Here is a 17,726-nt window from a genome sequence, read left to right on the forward strand (position 1 = left end):
CAATGGAAGGGATTTTTTTTATGAAGTTATTTCTGCAAGCCACGTCCTTATTTTATTAGCCCACTCTGCCTGCCTGATGGTATCAAGGCTATGGCGGGTTTCGCTATCATATTCTTTCTGAAGTTTATTCATTTCTTTATATGATTCAAGATATTCATACTGAATCATGCTGTTGAGGTCATCAATGGTTTCGGCCTGCATAGCCAAAACCTTCTTTTTAAAACGTTCAACTACCAATCTGGTTATGTCGAAATGTAGTTGTTCATGCGCCAGCGCATAATCGTTTTTGGCACTTTCAATGGCCCACGACATTCCCCTTACCATGTAAGTTCTGGTTTGAATAAAGGCTTGAATTAGCCCTTCCGAAACTTTAAATGAAGACGTATAGGCAAAATTCGAGAAGATAGAAGCACCATACCTATTTGAAGCTGTTGGCCTTGCCCTGAAGTCATCCCAGTTAATTTTACGTGTATTGTAGTAAATGGTATCACTGTCATTAACGGCATAGTCAGTCAGTAATTTAATTGTAATGCCTTTGATTAATGCTTCATGCTTCTTATAATTAATTTCCATCCAGCCGTCAAAATACTGTATTGTCTGAACAATCAACGAACGCAGTACTACTTCGTAGTTATTCATGCCCGACGCTCCTCCTCTACGTTTATAATCAGTATAAACATTTGAAGTAACCAGCAGTGCAGTATCGAGTGTTCTGATTCTCTCAAAATTAACTACCAGAGATACCTTACCGCTGATATAGCCATCGGCCCCTTTTGATTCAGAAATATTTAATGCCGTAATATTATAAAGAATAGGGGCGAAACTGGCATTTCGGCTGAGGTTTTTAGAAAGAAAATGCTGAAACTGATTCTGAACACCCCCTGCCATATTAATGACCGCCTTGTCATTAGCAGAGGTAATAATGGTGCCTACGTTTTCTTTAGATAAACGACTGTCTGTCACTCCTGCTATGTAATAACCAACCGGATGGATGCCGATAGGTACATTATTGAGCGTGATGGTAGGTTGAGCTAATAAAGCAGAAGTATAAAAACAGCATAAAGCTATTGCAATGCTTTTGAATATATTTTGCATATTCTCTTACTAATCTATTCAAAGATGCAAAAAAATAAGCAGATTACATAATTTTTAGCTTATCAAGATGCTTGTTTACAACGAAAAAATGCACCATACCTATATGGCAAGGTGCATTTTTATAGAGAACAGAATTAGCTATTTTTTAAAGTTCAGGTCATACACAATACCCGCGTAAATAATGCGGCTTATAGGGGCCGAACCATATACCGTAATAGCATTGGCATTGGTAAGGTTTGTGCCTCCAACTTTAATCGTACTCTTTAGTTTCGGAAGCATATAATTAACTTGTGCATCTAACGTTCCAAATGCTTTTATTTCTCCTTCGTCGAACGGCATAAAGTACATATAAGTACTACTCCAACGATAATTAACCGAATAAGAGAATTGTTTCGACACCACACCGTTAAGCCCGATGTTGAACTTATGTTCAGGGGTATTAAAGCCTGCTATCAGGTCTTTAATATCTGAAATATGTGACCACGTATAATTTCCATAAAGGCTAAGCTGATGATTTAAACGGTAGTCAAGACTAATAAATGCTCCTTGCGTAGTAACAGGCTTGTCAAAATTAGCCCATGTCTGAATAAATCTTCCACGTGTGCGGTCAGGAGCGGGTTTAGCCCAGTCGCCGGTTTTTTGCTGATAATTGCCTTCTGGCATTTTTCCATCTTCACGCCCCTGAAAACGTACAATACCTATAAAACCATTATAAAGACTCCGGTAATAGCTCAAATCAATCTGTAAGTCTTTGGTTAATAAGCCTTTGTAGCCAATTTCCCAGCTATTCATTTTTTCGGGAGCCAGTTTTTTTACTTCATAGGGTTGTGTACCTGCCGAGTTAAGCCCTTTAAAGCCATTTTCAACATTGCCTATAAGCAGAATACTGCCGTAGTCGAGGTAAATATATTGGTCTAACTGAGCGGGAGCCCTGAAAGCCGTTGCATAATTAGCTCTGAAATTATGCCGCCCAACGGAATAAACTGCTGAAAGCCGTGGAGAAAATTTGGTGTCAAAATTTTTGAAAAAATCTATTCTTCCGGCGGCAGCTAGTGTGAGTTTTTCGTTGAGCAGTTTTTGTTGAATCTGTGTATAAACGCCAGATTCCCAGTTTACAATACCTGTTCTTTTTTCTGAGCCTAATGGTGAAAAGTTGCCATCAGCTAATAAGGTTCCGTTCGATTTCAGCAGATAAGTGCGATAGGCCCCTCCAACTACAATATCTGTACTAGCTAAGCGAAATTCACGTTGTGCCGAGAAGTCGCTATAACGAGCGGTGTTAGCAAAGGCAGCCCCTTTTACGTTAGAGCCATTGACCGATAAATCGCCTATACCATTGGCTACTTTCTGAGTAATCTGGTTAAAAAGAGAGTTACCACTAGCATTTGGGCTAAGTTGTAAGTTCTGAGTCAGGCTGAAAGCAAGTCTGGTTGCATCCTGAATAGATTGCCCACCTTGAATAGCTGGAATTGAAAACGCCGATGGAACGCCTCCGTTAATAGCATCGGGTATGTAAACGCCTGTTAAGTTTCCACCGCTTGAGCCTGTACCGCGAGCAGCCGCAAAAATCTGATTCCATGCGTTAAAATAATTGGCTGCAATAGTCGGGAATACCCCATTTTTAGGGTCGGTCATACGCACATTCTGGAGCGCATTGGCTACCCCACCAACTTCATAGGCTTTGCCGCCATAATCGAACATCGAATAAGCCCTGATGAACCAGCGTTTGTTTTTTATCTCGAATTTATGCAAATCGTATTTCATTTCGCGCCATGCAAAGCGGCTGGTACTCTGAAAAATACCATTTCCTAACGACCAACGGTATTCATACGACGCTTGTGTTTGTTCATTGATTTTAAAATGTAAAGATGGGTTTATGCGTATACTACCCGCCTGAAACCCTTTGCTACTGGCAAAAGCATTTCCGGCATTGGCAGCAATAACATCGGCTTCTTTAAAGCCGGGCATATAAATTCTGTAAGGCTGATTATTATTGTATTTAGTATAATTGGGGTCAGTTATAGTTGAACCTATATCACCAAAGTAATTAAGTTTATTCCACCCGAAAGGCGAGCCATAGGCATTGTTGGAGGCATCAGAGCCCGCCAGTCCACCAGCCGTTATAGCTTTAATGGCTGCGTCCGACTGACCCAAAAATTCTTGTCCTTGTGTAAGGTTAGCATTTAGTTTAAAGGCAAAACGCTTGGCAAATGTCTGGGCATATCTCAATTGCCCGTCAATCAATGACCTTGACCCTCCCCGAACTGAAGCTGTGATGCCCTCATATTTGAAAGGGTCTTTCGAGTGTATCAGTATAACGCCATTAAAAGCTCCTGAGCCATATAAGGCTGAGTTTGCCCCATAAATTACTTCAATATTATCAATGTCTAAATCGGGTGTTCCCATCCAGTTACCTCCATAGAGAGAAGAAGTAGGCGACATGAAATCAACGTAATCGGCAAGTTGAAGAATGCGTTCGGCTTTTGAACTATTAAAACCACGTGTGCTAAGGCTGGTTACAAACCAGCTTGACTGGCTTACGTCAATGCTTTTATAACGAGCCAGCGAAGAAATAAGCTCTATACCCGGCGACCGCTGTAATTGTACGGCTGATACTTTCGTGACAGACACCGGAGCTTTAAAGATATTTTCTTCAATTCTTGAGGCCGACACCACTACCTCGTTCAGTGCTTTGGTGCTATCGGTAGGCAAGTTTTGCCCCCACACCAGTTGCGTATATAAAAAGGCAATCAGGTAAATTGTTCTTTTCATGATTCTTTGGTTATATATGGTTTTGTTTACTCTTCTATCCATTTTCTGAACTGGGCGGCATTCTCTTGGCTGATACTCACTTCTGCCCTTGATAAATGCATTAATTCTAATGCAATTTTACCTTTGAAAGAAGGCTTAAAACTTTTGATGGCATCGATACTGACAATGAATTTTCTGTTAGCCCTGAAAAACTGCCGGCCGGGTAGTTCAATTTCCAGTTCACCCAGATTTTTCTCTGTAATGTATCGTTCTCCTTGTTTATCAACCAGAAATACCACTCTTGCTTCAGTATAGATAAAAGCTATTTCGTTGGTTTTGATTACATAGTAATTGGTTCCTTTCTTGGCTATGAGCCTGTCTTTGGCTGGAATATTTTTATAAGGGTTACGATAGTCTTGTGAAGCATCATACTGGTTAAAGTGCTTGCTAAATACCTGATATTTATCCAGTACTCTTTCAAGTTCTGTTTTTTCGATAGGTCTTCGCAGGTAATCAATCGCATTGAAAGGCATTGCCTGTGACCAATATTTATCATACGACGACATAAAAACTACCGGAAAAGTAAGAGACATTTCCTGAAACACTTCAAAACTGAGCCCGTCTGAAAGTTCTATTTCAAAAAAACCTAAATCAGCACCGGAATTTGTCGCCAGCCACGCCAGTGTTTCCTGAATACTCTGGCAGTGTACGAGCGTAGCCATAGGATAACTATCAGCCAGTATTTTGGCTATGAATTGAAAGCTATCTTCTGTTTTTTCTACAACCAGTATAGTCATACGGCTATTTCGGGGTTTACATTTCCGTTTTCAGACAGGGTTTCTCGGTGTTGACGAAAAAAAATTTGCGTGACAAAATTACGGAGAACAAATTATATTAATGCTAAACCTCAGATTTGACTGAAAGTTTATGGCTTTGCTAGCAAATATTTTTGTTGTTTCAACGGCAAATCCCCAAAAAGTGACCGAAAAAAAAATATCTGAACAAACATTTTTTTTTAGGGACTATCTCTTTTAGTTTCGCTGCCTTTATTAAAAAACAACTTTCATGCGTTTTACTTTAACATTACTACCACTTAACCACCCCCCTCAACTCATGTGGAACTATCACTACCCTTTGGCCTCGTGGCTCTATAATGTGATAGCAAAAGCAGATGATACCTACGCTACCTTTCTGCACGAAAAAGGTTATCAGACCAAACAGGGGAAAGTTTTTAAACATTTTACGTTCTCTGATTTGCAGGCAAAAATCAAGTTTGATAAAGGTGATTCGGGTTTTCAGATTGTTTCACCAACGGTTCAATGGACAGTATCTTTTTACATTGACCGCGCCGCTGAAAAGTTTATTATCGGGCTTTTCCAGAATCAGACTATCCATTTATTTAATCGGGAGTACAACGCTTCTTTTAAAGTAGAACGCGTTGAAATCTTGCCTCAGGCTACTTGTACTAATACTACTCATTTCAGGGCTACCTCTGCTATGGTTATTGCAGAAAAAATAGATGGGGTTGATAAATACCTTGAGCCTACCAATGAAAACTTCGGGCAATTACTTATAACGGGCTTAATAGATAAGTATCTGAGTGTACTGAAAGAAAAAGGTGAAAAAATTAAACCTGATATTATAAGTCAGGAAATCCGTTTTGAGTTGCTCGATAAGTCAAAAATACGCTCCAGAAAAATCACCATCAAAGAAAACAAAGAAGAAGCTACCGATATTAAGGGGTATCGGGATTTTACTTTTGCCCTTACTGGCCCTAAAGAGGTGATAGAGGTAGGTTTATTGGGTGGTTTTGGCAGATATTGTTCAGAAGGTTTCGGCTTTTGTGAGGTAATAGCCTAGTTTTTGTATCAATCAGAAAAAATAGTGGCAGCATGAAGCAGAATCATTGATGCCACTATTGATATATTATTTCTGGATAGTAATCTTTCGGTTTATGTATTTATCTCCCAAGCGGATGCGTAGTATATAATTACCTGCTGAATAATGACTCAGGTCAATAGTTTGCTGTGTACTCATCAAAGCGTTTTCCTGAAGAACTTTACCCGTCATGTCGGTAACAGATACCACAGGTGTATAAATCTGTGGGGTTAATAATTCAAGTGTTAACTGTTGGCTGGCTGGGTTGGGATATACGCTGACGGCCTGATTAAGGTTCTCTTCTTTAGCCAGAGGCTCCATAATAGTGATACGGGCAGTTCCGCTGGCCATGCCTGTACCACATATATTTTTTACTTCGCGTAAGCTGTAAGTAGTAGTTTTTGATGGCTTAACACCAACCTTGAACGGATTAGCACCAGCATTATAAACATTTCCGTCTGACATCGTAAGTGTTACCGGAAAATCACCTGTAATAGCTACATTTAAAGAGGTACTATCGCCCGATAATATCGTGTTGTCACCGGTAAGGGTAGCAGCAGGCGTAGGACGAATGTTGACCTCTACTTTTGCACGATTACTTTCACAACCAAAGCCATTGGTTTGTGTTACATAATAGGTAAATGTGCCTTCTTTCTGTGTAGGTGGGGTAATAGTATTATAATAAGTAAGGTCGTATTCTGCTTCGTACCATTTAAGGTTGGTTCCTCCGGCTTTCAGAACTTGTAAGGCACTGTTTTGGCACAGGTTAATAACTGAACTGATGGCAGGCGGCGCAGGTGGTGCTATTACGGTTATAGGGCCAATAGCAGCACTAAATAACTGTGATTTACGGGTGATAACTTTAATTTTGTAGCCTGACCCCATTGGTAAATCGGAGGGAATCTGAGCCGATATATTAAATAAAGAAACCTGTGTTGGCAGGTCGATGTAACTGTTTCCGATTGGGTCAGAAATTTGCATAACTAACTGGCTGTCAAAAGTTAAGCCTCCTGAAATGCTTATGGAAAACCTGACCGTTTGCCCCTGGCATATAGTGGTAGAGGGTAAGTTACTTAGGCGTATCTGAGGTTGAGCTACGTTAATAGTTATAGGCTCAGTTTTACTGCCTTCGCCACAAACGTTTCTGAGAGATAGCACCGAAAACATAGTTGTTTCGGTGAGTATTTTGGTAAATTGAAAAGTGTCTTGTCGGCTATCCTTGATGGCAGTACTATCAGATAAATTAAATGACCACGGTCCGCTCCCTTGCAAACGTAAGGTCAGATTAATACTTTCGCCGGCAATCGTATTTAAGGTATTACTTGTAAGCGAAGCACTCGGATAGGCACGAACCGAAAACCCTTCGCTAATAGGGCTGGTAGTTTCGGGGCGGGTAGCTGTAAGCCGTATGTGATAATTGTCTCCGGCAAGTAATGTTTCGGGTAGTTTCAGGTAAATCCGGTTTCCACGCCTGCTGGCAGTAATTGATTGATAATTTTGCCCTGAGGAATCAGATAATTCTACATTTATCTGATTATTGTCTTCAAATACACCATCTAGTCCATACACCACTTGCATTGAATCTCCGGCGCAGTAGATGTCTTTGCTTAGGCTTTTAATTGTTAAAAAGTTGGTAGAACCCTGAGCGGCAATCTGGTATTCGACCGAGGGAGAAAACCTAACGGCAAACGATGCCTGCATTTTCTGGTATTGTTGTGGGGTAAATACATTACCACAACCCTGATAATAAGACATAATATTATCGACGGGTGGGGTGAAGGGTTCACCGTTGGCATCAACAATAGTTGTAGGGCTGGTATTACTGCATTTAAATGCTGCTTCGATGGGTAATAGCTCAAAAGGGTCGGCAGGTGTATCACATAGCTGGTCGCCCATTGTTGAGCAATTAGAGCCGACTCCGCGTGTTACTAGTTCTCTTTTAAGCAGATTTGTATTTTTACTATCCTGAAATGTATGTAATAAGCCAAAATAATGCCCCAGTTCATGCAGAAAAGTACGGTTTCTGATATTCTGAACATCTTCTGGAGAATGCTCAAAATATGAATAGAAAATACGATTACTACTGGCTGACGCACTCGGTAAACTTGAATAACCTGCCAACACAGTTAAATCGGCCATGCTTATGTTTCTGGCAAAGTAAATATTAATGGCGTTGTTGACATCATATTTTTTGCGTAGTTCGGCTTCGTCGGTAATCTTGAACTCAAAATATTTATCGTCTCTGATTGAATAAACCTGATTATCAAGCAGGTATAATTCTACATTAATGGGCTGGAGGTACGTATTGGCATGGCTGATAATATCGCGGATTTCTGTTTCGTTCAGAATGGCTGTTTCGGGTGTTGAGGTGCCGGCAATAACATTGACCCGAACGGCAACTTTATAATTAGTAACCCTTGCCTTATGGTTGGATTGTTGTTGGAGAAAACTCTGGTATTGTGCCAGCAAGGTTTCTCGTTCTTTTTCACTTGGTGAAGGCGTACCACAATGCCATTGAGCGAAAAGATTTTCACTCTGCCCTAATGAAAGTAGCAAAAAAATAAATGGCCAGAGGCGTTTCATCTTATAAATTCACTCTAAGATAGCTAAGGAATATATTTTTGGGAAAACAATCAAGACACGATATTACGATATTTTTGGCGAAATTTAGTGAACTCTTCTTCTAAAACGGACATTTTTTCGATGAAATGCGACAAATCGCCTGTTTTTGAAGGTACTTCAATCTCTTTAGTTATTTCATGAATCCGTGTTAACCCAATTGTACCTGAATTCCCTTTCAGGGTATGCAACTCGCTCTGAATAGTTTTAACGTTGTCAGGATACGCATTTTTTGTATTCCTGATTTGTTCTTCGGCTTCCTGTTCAAAATCTTCAAATACTGTAAGCAGCATTTCTTCACCTACCATCTCTTTTAATTGATTCACAACTTCCATGTCAAACATAGGCATATCGGTCGGCAAACTGAAATCAGCTTGAGGGGTAGGCGGTGTTGGTTTATCAGTCTCATTTGACAGAACAACCTGAGTTGCTGTACTTTCAGGCTCTGCCACCACCGAGTGGGTTGGTGTGGGGGCTTTATGTGGTGCAGGTTCATCGACCCTTACTAACTCATTTACCTTTTGTACCAGAACCGCAGCTCTGATAGGTTTAGGAACGTAGTCGTCCATGCCTTCGCTTAAGAACCGTTCACGGTCGTGTTGCATCGAATAAGCTGTCATAGCCACTATTTTAGGCAATGAATTGCCATACAATGTGCGCATTCGTTTGGTGGTTTCGATGCCGTCCATTTCGGGCATCTGAATATCCATAAATATGAGGTCAAAAGTAGGGGTGTTGCCAAAAATCTCTATGGCTTTAGGGCCACTTTCAGCAGTAACAACTTGGCATCCTGACTTCTGGAGTATCTCTGAGGCTACTTTCCTGTTTACTTGGTTATCATCAACCAATAAAATTTTAGGCGCGTAATTCTTGAAGAAATTTGTTAGCTGTATTTCCCCATCATTGTTCTCTGAAACACTTGGGCTGATACTGGTTGAACGTACTTCAATCGTAAACCAGAAAGTACTCCCCAGCCCTTCACCTGAAACAACGCCCATATCGCCTTTCATGAGGCGGCATAATTCTCTCGAAATGGCCAGTCCTAGCCCAGTTCCACCAAAAGATTTTTTGGTTGAGTTATCAACCTGCTGGAAAGCACCAAATAATAATTTCTGGTCTTCTTCTGAAATGCCAATACCCGAATCCTTAATTTCTCCCTTAAGTACATGAATTTTTCCGTTTGATGAAACCTTCGATAACGATACCGTTACGCTACCGTTTTCGGTAAACTTCAAAGCATTTGAAGTAAGGTTTGAGAAAATCTGTAACAATCTTGTTTGGTCTGCTATCAGATACGCGGGTACGTCTTCGGCAATATGGTAAGTAAGTTTATTGTTTTTTTCAATGGCCCGTTGGCGGAACAAAGCGACGAGTCTTTCAAGAAGTTCTCTGATGTCTAACGGCGCATTATGCAAATCCATTTTGCCTGCCTCAATTTTAGAAAGGTCAAGAATATCATTCAGAATAGCCAGCAATGTTTCTGACGATTTCTTGATAGTCTGTACATAATCTCTTTGTTCGGGGTTTAGTGGCGTTTCATACATGAGGTCAATCATTCCGATTACCCCATTCATCGGAGTCCTGATTTCATGACTCATATTAGCCAGAAACCTCTCTTTTACTTTCAATGACCTTTCGGCTTCTTCTTTGGCAATAATCAGTTCATCGCTTGCACGTTTTAACTCAGAAATATCCCGAGCAACTCCTTCTACTTCAATCGGAATGCCTTTGGCATCTTTTATCATACGGATATTAAGCATGAATTGCCTTAACTCGCCGTCTTTTCTTTTAACTACCACCTCAAAATTGGTAATACTACCCGACTTCAACAGGGCTTTTATATTCTTTGAACTATCAATAGCGTTTTCAAAGAATTTATCAACCTTATTGCCCATTACTTCTTCTACTGTGTAGCCTGTGTGTGTCAGCACAGACGGCGAAATCATGCTGATATTGCCTGCCAAATCAGTACGGTAATAAATATCAATAAACGATTCGATGGTATCACGGAATTTCTGTTCACTTTTCTGAAGCGTGATAGTCGAATTCTTTTTCTCGGTTATATTCTGGGCAATGCCTGAAATCTCTTCAATTTGCCCGCTTGACGAAGATAAAATCGGGTTCAGATAAAACTCATACCAGTCGTCGCCGCCGTCTATTTTTCCCCAGTGCATCTCAAAATACTGCGGTTTTCCTTTAAAGGCTTCGTTATATTTTTCACGCAATACGGGGCGGTCTTCGGGGGCAATCAATCGCCAGCCAATTTTTTCTGTACTTGAGTTAATCTGTGGCGGAAAACCAAGATTTTTTTTGATTACTTCTTCGTAGTTCTTATTGAATGAGCTGAGCTGTCTTTTCAGATTAACAGTCCAGATAACGTGTGAACTGCTATCAAAAACAGCATTCAGGCGCGAGGTCTGCCTCAATAAATCTTCTTCTTTCTGTTTTCTTACCAATGCCGCAGCTACCTGACCCGAAATAAATTCCAATAGCTCAAGGTCTCTGATATTAAACTTGTTACGGTCGCTATACGACTGTACACCAATAACGCCTGTAATATTGCTACCTACTTTTAGTGGCACACAAAGCATTACTTCAGGCAAAGCCGAGCCGTAGAGCGTTAACCTTTCGGTGGCTACCAGTTTTTCAATATCTTCTTTATATAAAAATAAGGGCTTGTTTTGCACCATCGAATATTCAATAATGCCATTGCCTAATTTACGTCTGAGAAAGTTTTCGCTTGTTTCGTAATATTCATCCACTACATAAGGGTAGTAAATGGTGCCTTCTTCCGGCTCAAAAAGTGCTACAAAAAAATTATTGGCCTGAATTTTCTTTTGAAGTTCGTCATGAACCTGCGTTAAAAAATCTTTTAAGTTAAGGGTATTCAGGTTTAACTGGGCAATAGTATAATAAAGTTGCTGGGCTCTTTCGGCGCGTCGGCGTAAGGTAATATCCCGAAATAAACAACGAAAAGCCGTAGGTAGACCATTCTCGAAACGGCAACTTATATCGCCCGAAAGGTAAACCCGTTTGCCCTCTTTATTTCTGACAACTGTTTGAAAATCAATAATTTGCTTGTCTTCTTTTACTTGCTGGAGCGTAGATAACATATCTTCAGCAAATTGTGGATGAAGAACATCTTGCAGCGAAAGACGTGAAAGCTCTTCGCCCGAATATCCCATAGTTTCTCTGAAAGCCTTGTTCACAAACAAAAACCGCCCATTAAGCGAAAGCAGCATGATAATTTCAGAGGTATTATCGACTAAATCCTGTAACTGGTCAATAGCATTGCTGTGTTCGGCCTCCTCAAGTTTGCGCTTAAGTTTTTCAATTTCAAACAATAATTCTTCAGTCGATTTATCAGCGGTCATTTTATAAGTAGCTATTTAGAACAATAAAAAGTTAAGCCAAATCTACAAAGAAAGATGAAATTTCTTGTATGCTTTGGGTAATTAAGCAGGCTAATATTTAAAACAATACAGAATAAGTGCTTATTCGTTTACAACAATAGCTATTTTATTACTAGTCTGGTTAATAGCCAGACGTGTTATTTTTTTTAGCATCGGCAAATGGCTTGTGTCAATCATTTGCCATTGTTTTTGTAATACCGGATGATACGCATACAGGTGGCTTCCATCGCTCCCGAATAAGTATCCGTTAGCAGCCCACGCAATATCTTCTGTTTGGCCAATAGTGGCAACAATAGGGCTGATGGTTTTAGTTTTCGCATCGAACCGATTAATATTCCATTGATTAACCGAGGATTTATCAACAAAGCTGAATGCCTGTTGATGTGGTATTTTATGCAACGAACGCCCGGGCTTGGCGGCAATAATGTTATCAGTTTTTGTAGTTATATTATATTCATGCAAAAAATTAGCAGAGTCGGCCAGTACAAATAATAGTAGTTGGTCTGGGGCTGTCCATGTATGGTAACCTACTTTTAGGTTATCAATTAAAATAATAGGCTCGCCTCCGCTAATGGGGTACTTGCCTAAATCCTGCTGTCCGTTGTCACGTTGAATAATACAGGAAAAAAAAATGCCATCAGGAGTAACCGTCGGCGAGTACTCGCGTTCGTGGGTGTTAGTAAGTACTGTGGTAGTTTGGTTAATATAATGATACGCTTTTATATCGGTGCGGCCACTATCATTAGCCGAGGCATAATAAATAATAGGCAATACAGGATGAAAAAATGGCTGGTTATCATAGCCCTTATGCTGGCTTATGTTAATAGGGTTAGAGAGTGTAAACTCATTGTTTTTAAACGACAGGTCAAAAATATAAATCTCTGTTCCGGCTTGCGCCCATACAAATACGGGCAGAAAAAAACATAAAAATGTAAACGTTTTTAGCATAGTGGCAGATTAAAAACCAAATTTATCAATAAAGTTATAGCTTGTTGCGTATTAAAGTATAAAATAAAAGCCAGAGCGGTTAATCAACCACTCCGGCTAGGTTTTGGTAAGATAGTTTTGTTATTTTCCGCCATTAGCTGTGCTAATGATATTTTCGCGCAGGAAATTATCAGCTACGATAATGAAATCGACACGGCGGTTTTTATTCCGTCCGTAAAAATTCTTATTGCTGAATTTGGGTACATTTTCGCCGAACCCATCCACCAATAATCTTTTTTCATCTACACCCGAGCTTTTCAGGAAATTAGCTACCTGTACGGCTCTTTGTCTTGATAGTTTTTCGTTGTAGGCTTTACTGCCAGTAGCGTCGGTATGCCCACCAACCAAGACAAATGTATTAGGCATCTGATTAAGCGAATAGGCTATTCTGAGTAAATCTTCTTTAGCACTTTCGTTAATCATAGAAGAGTTAACATCAAAAATATTACCCTTGTTCATGGTAATCAGCAACCCTTCGTCGTAGGTTTCAACTAAGGCGATATTCTGTAAGTTTTCGTTGAGTGCCGGCACAAAGTCGGCCATAATTTTTTTAATTTCTTCCCCCGATTCACCACCTAATGAAACGGTCGATATAGTTGCTTTTTCGGCATGGTCGGGTGTCATGTATGTAGTCTGATTGCTAGTATTAGACATATTAGTTTTAGACATACTACCCGTTGATTTACAACTAACGTTAGCATAACCTAAGGCAAATAATGAGGCTGCTAACACAAAAGTTCTGGACATAATATTTTTTTGCATGGCTTTAATTTTTTATTGTAAACAATTAAAAAAGCATTCCACTAGCATGGTGCATTGGTAAGTTTAAAGCCTAAGAGTAAAATGATAGACAATCTGTGGAGGAGATTCAACAAAGTTTGCCATTTTTTTGCTTAAATACTGTCATTCTGACAAGAAAGAACTAATTTTGGGCTATGCAAAAAGTTAGGCCTAAAAAACACCTCGGACAGCATTTCCTGAAAGACATGAATGCTGCCGAACGCATCGTAAATTTACTTTCGTTACACCGTAATTACACAAAGGTTTTAGAAATAGGGCCTGGAATGGGTGTATTAACCCAATTTTTACTCAAAAAGACTAATTACAAAACCTTCGTGGTTGAGATTGACGGCGAATCGGTGGTGTATCTGAACGAACATTTTCCAGAACTGACCGGACGGATTTTTTCAGAAGACTTTTTAAAAATGGATTTGTCGCGCTTGTCGGGTTTACATGAAGAGGGTAATCCTGAGCCATTCGCCATCATCGGAAACTTCCCTTATAACATTTCTTCGCAGATATTCTTTAAAGTTCTTGACTACAAAGATATCGTTGTTGAAGTGGTTTGTATGTTGCAGAAAGAAGTAGCCAAACGTATAGCTTCGGCCCCGGGAAATAAAGATTACGGCATCCTAAGCGTACTTTTACAGGCATTTTATGATATTAAGTACGAGTTTACGGTTTTGCCCGGAGCTTTTAATCCTCCACCCAAAGTAGATTCTGGTGTGATAAGCCTCCGACGCAATGCCATTCAGCAACTGGACTGCGACGAACGTAAATTCGTACAGGTAGTTAAAGCAGGGTTTAACCAACGAAGAAAAACACTTCGGAATGCACTGAAACCGCTTGGATTAAACTTTGAACATGAATTACTGAACAAACGGGCTGAACAATTAGGTGTGGCCGAGTTTATACAACTGACAAAGGCATTTACTGAAAACAAGTGAGGTCATTATGACTACTTTCGAGCTAACCAAAGAGTATATTGAAAGATTAGAGACGGCTATTGAGCAAAAAGATGAAAAATTGCTCAAGACAGAAATGGAAGACCTGTATCCGGCCGACATCGCCAGTATCTTGCTCGAACTGAACGGAGAGCAGGGGCATTACTTACTTACGCTGGTAGATACCGAAACCGGAGCAGAGATTTTATCACATATTGAGTCAGAAAATCGTAAAAAGTTTATTCAAGAGCAATTTACTATTGAGGAAATTGCCAAATATGTTAACCTTTTTGACTCAGATGATGCCGCCGACTTGCTCAATGAGCAGTCGATTGAAGTAAGAGAAAAGGTAATAGCCCTGTTGGAAGACCGCGAACAGGCCCGATTCATTATTGATTTAATGTATTACCCCGAAGATATTGCAGGCGGGCTAATGCAAAAAGAGTTGGTAAAAGTAAATTCAAGCTGGACCGTAAGCGAGTGTGTGGAGGAAATCAGAAGGCAGGCCGAAGATGTAGAGAAAGTATTTGCTATTTATGTGGTTGATGACGAACAGAAACTTCAGGGGATTGTATCGCTGAAACAAATTGTACTAGCCCGCAAGAACACCAGAATTGAGAATATTCTGGACGATGACATTGTTTTTGTTGAAACAACCACTAAAGCCGAAGAAGTAGCCGAAATGATGCAGAAGTATGACCTTGAGGCTATTCCGGTAGTAAATACATTGGGTAGGCTTTTAGGTCGGATTACGATTGATGACGTTTTTGACTACATTACCGATAAGGCTGAGGAAGATATTCAGGTTATGGCGGGTATCACGGGTGAGGCCGAAGAAGCCGACAGCGTTTGGCAACTTGCCAAGGCCCGTTTGCCGTGGCTGGTAGTAGGAGTGGCCGGAAGCCTGCTGGCAGCAACAGTTATCAAGGGTTTTGAAGCCGAATTTCAGAAAGTAGCTGCACTGGCCGCTTTTATTCCTATTATGGGTTCAACGGGGGGCAATGTAGGTATTCAGACATCGTCCCTGATAGTACAGAGCCTTGCCGAAAAAACAGGTATATCTACTTCTTTAGGGCAACGTTTATTAAAAATTATTCTGGTAGCTATTGTAAACGGGCTTATTATCGGGGCATTGGCAGGAGCCTATATTTATATAATTGGCGAATCTCAACTTTTTCTGGTTGTATGTTTTTCTTTGCTATCGGTAGTGGTGCTGGCTTCTTTTACGGGTACAATTACCCCGCTGGTGCTCGACAGGATAGGGGTCAATCCGGCTATTGCTTCGGGGCCTTTTATTACGACCGCTAACGATATTATAGGTATTGGTACTTACCTTTTAATTGCACACTTGTTGCTGCATTTATAAAATATGATTGCTATTATTCAACGTGTAACACAGGCTTCAGTAACTATCAATAATATAGTGAAAGGGCAAATCGGCATGGGCTTTTTAGTATTGCTGGGCATAACACACACCGACACACAAGAAGACATCGAATGGCTGTCAAAAAAAATTACAGGTTTGCGTGTTTTTGGAGATGAAGAAGGAAAAATGAACCTTGATTTAAAGGCTGTTGACGGAAACATCCTGCTTATCAGTCAGTTCACTTTACACGCCAGTACGAAGAAAGGAAATAGACCTTCATTTATTGAAGCTGCCCGCCCCGAAGTGGCTATTCCGTTATATGAGCAAATGATAAAACAACTCGAGCAGGATTCAGGCAAAAGTATAGAAACCGGAGAGTTCGGGGCTGACATGAAAGTTGCCTTACTGAACGATGGGCCGGTTACAATTATGATTGATTCAAAAAACCGAATTTGATATTGGTAAATGGCTAAGGCTGTAATTAATCCTTAGCCATTCAGTAAACTATTATCCTCGTAAATGCCATGCTTTAGGTTTTACAAATGCTCTTATGCCTGCATGAGACAAAGTAGCTCCAAACCCTGAATGCTTTCTGCCACTCCACGGTAAAGGGGCCGACACCCTGTCGCAGCAATTCCAGTAGCCTGTTCCGGCGTTAATCTCTTTCAATATTTTTTCTGCCCGTTTCTTGTCAGCGGTATATACAGCAGCCGTTAACCCATATTCAGTATCCTGCATTAATCTGGTCGCCTCTTTGTCGTCCTTCACTTTCATGATACCAATAATAGGCCCGAACGATTCTTCTTGCATAACGCTCATTTTATGCGTTACCTCTACCAGAACTGTCGGCTCAAAGAAATACCCCTGCCCACTAATGCCTTTACCACCTGTTAATAGTTTAGCTCCTTTTTTGAGGGCATCCTGTACCTGATTTTCTAAAAACGCTATTTGTGACTGGCGGCTTAACGCACCTATATACACGCCACTTTCAGTGGGTTGCCCAATTGTATAAGATTTAACCTCTTTTACAAATTCTTCTACATAGCGGTCATATACTTTTTCATGCACATAAATTCTTTCAACTGCACAGCAACTTTGCCCATTGTTATAAAAGGCTCCATCAGCAGTGCCTGCCGCTACTGAGGCAATATCATTTACGTCATCGGCTACATATAAAGGGTCTTTGCCGCCTAATTCAAGTTGGCATGGCACCATTTTAGGAGCCACTCTATTATAAATATGTAAACCAGTACGGTACGAGCCTGTAAAGAAATACCCATCAAGTGGCATATCCAGCAGTTGTTCTCCTACTTCTTTAGCACCAATAGCCACCTGAAAAACGTTGTCGGGTACGCCAGCCTGTTTCAGATATTTTTCAATTTTCAAGCCGGTAAGGGTAGAAAACTCAGAAGGTTTGTAGAACACCGCATTACCTCCAATCAATGCCGGAATAAAAACATTTACCCCTACTAAAAACGGATAATTCCATGCCGAAATATTGCAGACAACCCCTAGTGGTTCGTATGAAATTCGTTCGGTGAGGTTATCCTGTCTGGTAACAGTTTCATCTTTCAGGTATTTCTGAGAGTTTTCTACAAAATATTTGATTCTAGCTCTGGCTCCATTTACTTCATTGCGTGATTGCTGCAAGGGCTTACCCATTTCTGAGGTAAGTGTCGAGGCCAGTTCTTCAATGTTTTCAGCAATTAGCTCCGAAAACAGGGCAATAATACTAATGCGTTTTTTTAATGGCACTTTAGCCCAAGATTTTTGTCCCTTTTGCAGTAGTTTGTATTTACCTTGAAGACTCTCGGCGGTATCTTCAGTTAAAGTCGTAATAATGGCTTCGGTAGCCGGATTTATAATTTGCATATCCTAAGAGTAAATCAAATA

12 protein-coding genes are annotated in these 17,726 nt (G+C 40.3%); 4 read left to right on the plus strand and 8 right to left on the minus strand.

The features are described 5' to 3' along the window. Positions 1 to 18: 18 nt before the first annotated feature. The 3 genes from WAA15_RS00115 to WAA15_RS00125 form a co-directional block, all read right to left on the minus strand. Positions 19 to 1,095, minus strand: coding sequence for a DUF922 domain-containing protein (locus tag WAA15_RS00115; RefSeq protein WP_337040285.1), 1,077 nt, complete (start codon positions 1,093 to 1,095; stop codon positions 19 to 21). A 138-nt stretch (positions 1,096 to 1,233) separates the two neighbouring features. Continuing rightward, positions 1,234 to 3,867: a TonB-dependent receptor gene (locus tag WAA15_RS00120; protein WP_337040286.1), complete on the minus strand. Its 2,634-nt coding sequence runs from the start codon at positions 3,865 to 3,867 to the stop codon at positions 1,234 to 1,236. Positions 3,868 to 3,893: 26 nt separating this feature from the next. Continuing rightward, complete coding sequence (locus tag WAA15_RS00125) at positions 3,894 to 4,643, minus strand: LytR/AlgR family response regulator transcription factor (protein WP_337040288.1); 750 nt, start codon at positions 4,641 to 4,643, stop codon at positions 3,894 to 3,896. 268 nt (positions 4,644 to 4,911) lie between these two features. On the opposite strand from WAA15_RS00125, the gene cas6 reads away from it, so the two are divergent. Then, positions 4,912 to 5,706: a CRISPR-associated endoribonuclease Cas6 gene (cas6, locus tag WAA15_RS00130; RefSeq protein WP_337040289.1), complete on the plus strand. Its 795-nt coding sequence runs from the start codon at positions 4,912 to 4,914 to the stop codon at positions 5,704 to 5,706. Between the two features lie 66 nt (positions 5,707 to 5,772). Here the strand turns inward: cas6 and WAA15_RS00135 are convergent, their stop codons facing one another. The 4 genes from WAA15_RS00135 to WAA15_RS00150 all read right to left on the minus strand — a co-directional run bounded on the left by WAA15_RS00135 (position 5,773) and on the right by WAA15_RS00150 (position 13,505). Then, a complete protein-coding gene (locus WAA15_RS00135; RefSeq protein WP_337040290.1) occupies positions 5,773 to 8,307 on the minus strand; it encodes a T9SS type A sorting domain-containing protein in 2,535 nt (844 codons plus the stop codon). A 50-nt stretch (positions 8,308 to 8,357) separates the two neighbouring features. Further along, entirely contained in the window at positions 8,358 to 11,717 is a 3,360-nt protein-coding gene (locus WAA15_RS00140) for a PAS domain-containing hybrid sensor histidine kinase/response regulator (protein ID WP_337040291.1), read from the minus strand. 120 nt (positions 11,718 to 11,837) lie between these two features. Beyond that, the gene (locus tag WAA15_RS00145) at positions 11,838 to 12,704 is read right to left on the minus strand and encodes a TolB family protein (protein WP_337040292.1); all 867 of its coding nucleotides are present in this window, start codon (positions 12,702 to 12,704) and stop codon (positions 11,838 to 11,840) included. Positions 12,705 to 12,824: 120 nt separating this feature from the next. Beyond that, on the minus strand, positions 12,825 to 13,505 hold the full coding sequence (locus WAA15_RS00150; protein ID WP_337040293.1) for an OmpA family protein: 681 nt from the start codon (positions 13,503 to 13,505) through the stop codon (positions 12,825 to 12,827). Positions 13,506 to 13,678: 173 nt separating this feature from the next. Here WAA15_RS00150 and rsmA point away from each other — a divergent pair, with 173 nt between their 5' ends. The 3 genes from rsmA to dtd are packed head-to-tail and all read left to right on the plus strand — an operon-like array spanning position 13,679 to position 16,289. Further along, positions 13,679 to 14,470 carry a 16S rRNA (adenine(1518)-N(6)/adenine(1519)-N(6))-dimethyltransferase RsmA gene (rsmA, locus tag WAA15_RS00155; RefSeq protein WP_337040294.1) on the plus strand — a complete coding sequence of 264 codons (792 nt, stop codon included), beginning with the start codon at positions 13,679 to 13,681 and terminating at the stop codon, positions 14,468 to 14,470. A 7-nt stretch (positions 14,471 to 14,477) separates the two neighbouring features. Continuing rightward, entirely contained in the window at positions 14,478 to 15,833 is a 1,356-nt protein-coding gene (gene mgtE, locus WAA15_RS00160; protein ID WP_337040295.1) for a magnesium transporter, read from the plus strand. Positions 15,834 to 15,836: 3 nt separating this feature from the next. After that, entirely contained in the window at positions 15,837 to 16,289 is a 453-nt protein-coding gene (gene dtd / locus WAA15_RS00165; protein ID WP_337040297.1) for a D-aminoacyl-tRNA deacylase, read from the plus strand. Between the two features lie 51 nt (positions 16,290 to 16,340). Here dtd and WAA15_RS00170 read toward each other — a convergent pair whose 3' ends face one another. After that, positions 16,341 to 17,705, minus strand: a complete 1,365-nt coding sequence (locus tag WAA15_RS00170) for an aldehyde dehydrogenase family protein (RefSeq protein ID WP_337040298.1) — start codon at positions 17,703 to 17,705, stop codon at positions 16,341 to 16,343. Between the last annotated feature and the right edge of the window lie 21 nt (positions 17,706 to 17,726).

Source organism: Emticicia sp. 17c, from assembly GCF_037153985.1.
Classification (GTDB): Bacteria; Bacteroidota; Bacteroidia; order Cytophagales; family Spirosomataceae; genus Emticicia.

What these genes read in the sequence shown, in the direction of transcription:
- WAA15_RS00115 (WP_337040285.1), bottom strand. Translation starts at nt 1,095, where the DNA reads ATGCAAAATATATTCAAAAGCATTGCAATAGCTTTATGCTGTTTTTAT.
- WAA15_RS00120 (WP_337040286.1), bottom strand. Translation starts at nt 3,867, where the DNA reads ATGAAAAGAACAATTTACCTGATTGCCTTTTTATATACGCAACTGGTG.
- WAA15_RS00125 (WP_337040288.1), bottom strand. Translation starts at nt 4,643, where the DNA reads ATGACTATACTGGTTGTAGAAAAAACAGAAGATAGCTTTCAATTCATA.
- cas6 (WP_337040289.1), top strand. Translation starts at nt 4,912, where the DNA reads ATGCGTTTTACTTTAACATTACTACCACTTAACCACCCCCCTCAACTC.
- WAA15_RS00135 (WP_337040290.1), bottom strand. Translation starts at nt 8,307, where the DNA reads ATGAAACGCCTCTGGCCATTTATTTTTTTGCTACTTTCATTAGGGCAG.
- WAA15_RS00140 (WP_337040291.1), bottom strand. Translation starts at nt 11,717, where the DNA reads ATGACCGCTGATAAATCGACTGAAGAATTATTGTTTGAAATTGAAAAA.
- WAA15_RS00145 (WP_337040292.1), bottom strand. Translation starts at nt 12,704, where the DNA reads ATGCTAAAAACGTTTACATTTTTATGTTTTTTTCTGCCCGTATTTGTA.
- WAA15_RS00150 (WP_337040293.1), bottom strand. Translation starts at nt 13,505, where the DNA reads ATGCAAAAAAATATTATGTCCAGAACTTTTGTGTTAGCAGCCTCATTA.
- rsmA (WP_337040294.1), top strand. Translation starts at nt 13,679, where the DNA reads ATGCAAAAAGTTAGGCCTAAAAAACACCTCGGACAGCATTTCCTGAAA.
- mgtE (WP_337040295.1), top strand. Translation starts at nt 14,478, where the DNA reads ATGACTACTTTCGAGCTAACCAAAGAGTATATTGAAAGATTAGAGACG.
- dtd (WP_337040297.1), top strand. Translation starts at nt 15,837, where the DNA reads ATGATTGCTATTATTCAACGTGTAACACAGGCTTCAGTAACTATCAAT.
- WAA15_RS00170 (WP_337040298.1), bottom strand. Translation starts at nt 17,705, where the DNA reads ATGCAAATTATAAATCCGGCTACCGAAGCCATTATTACGACTTTAACT.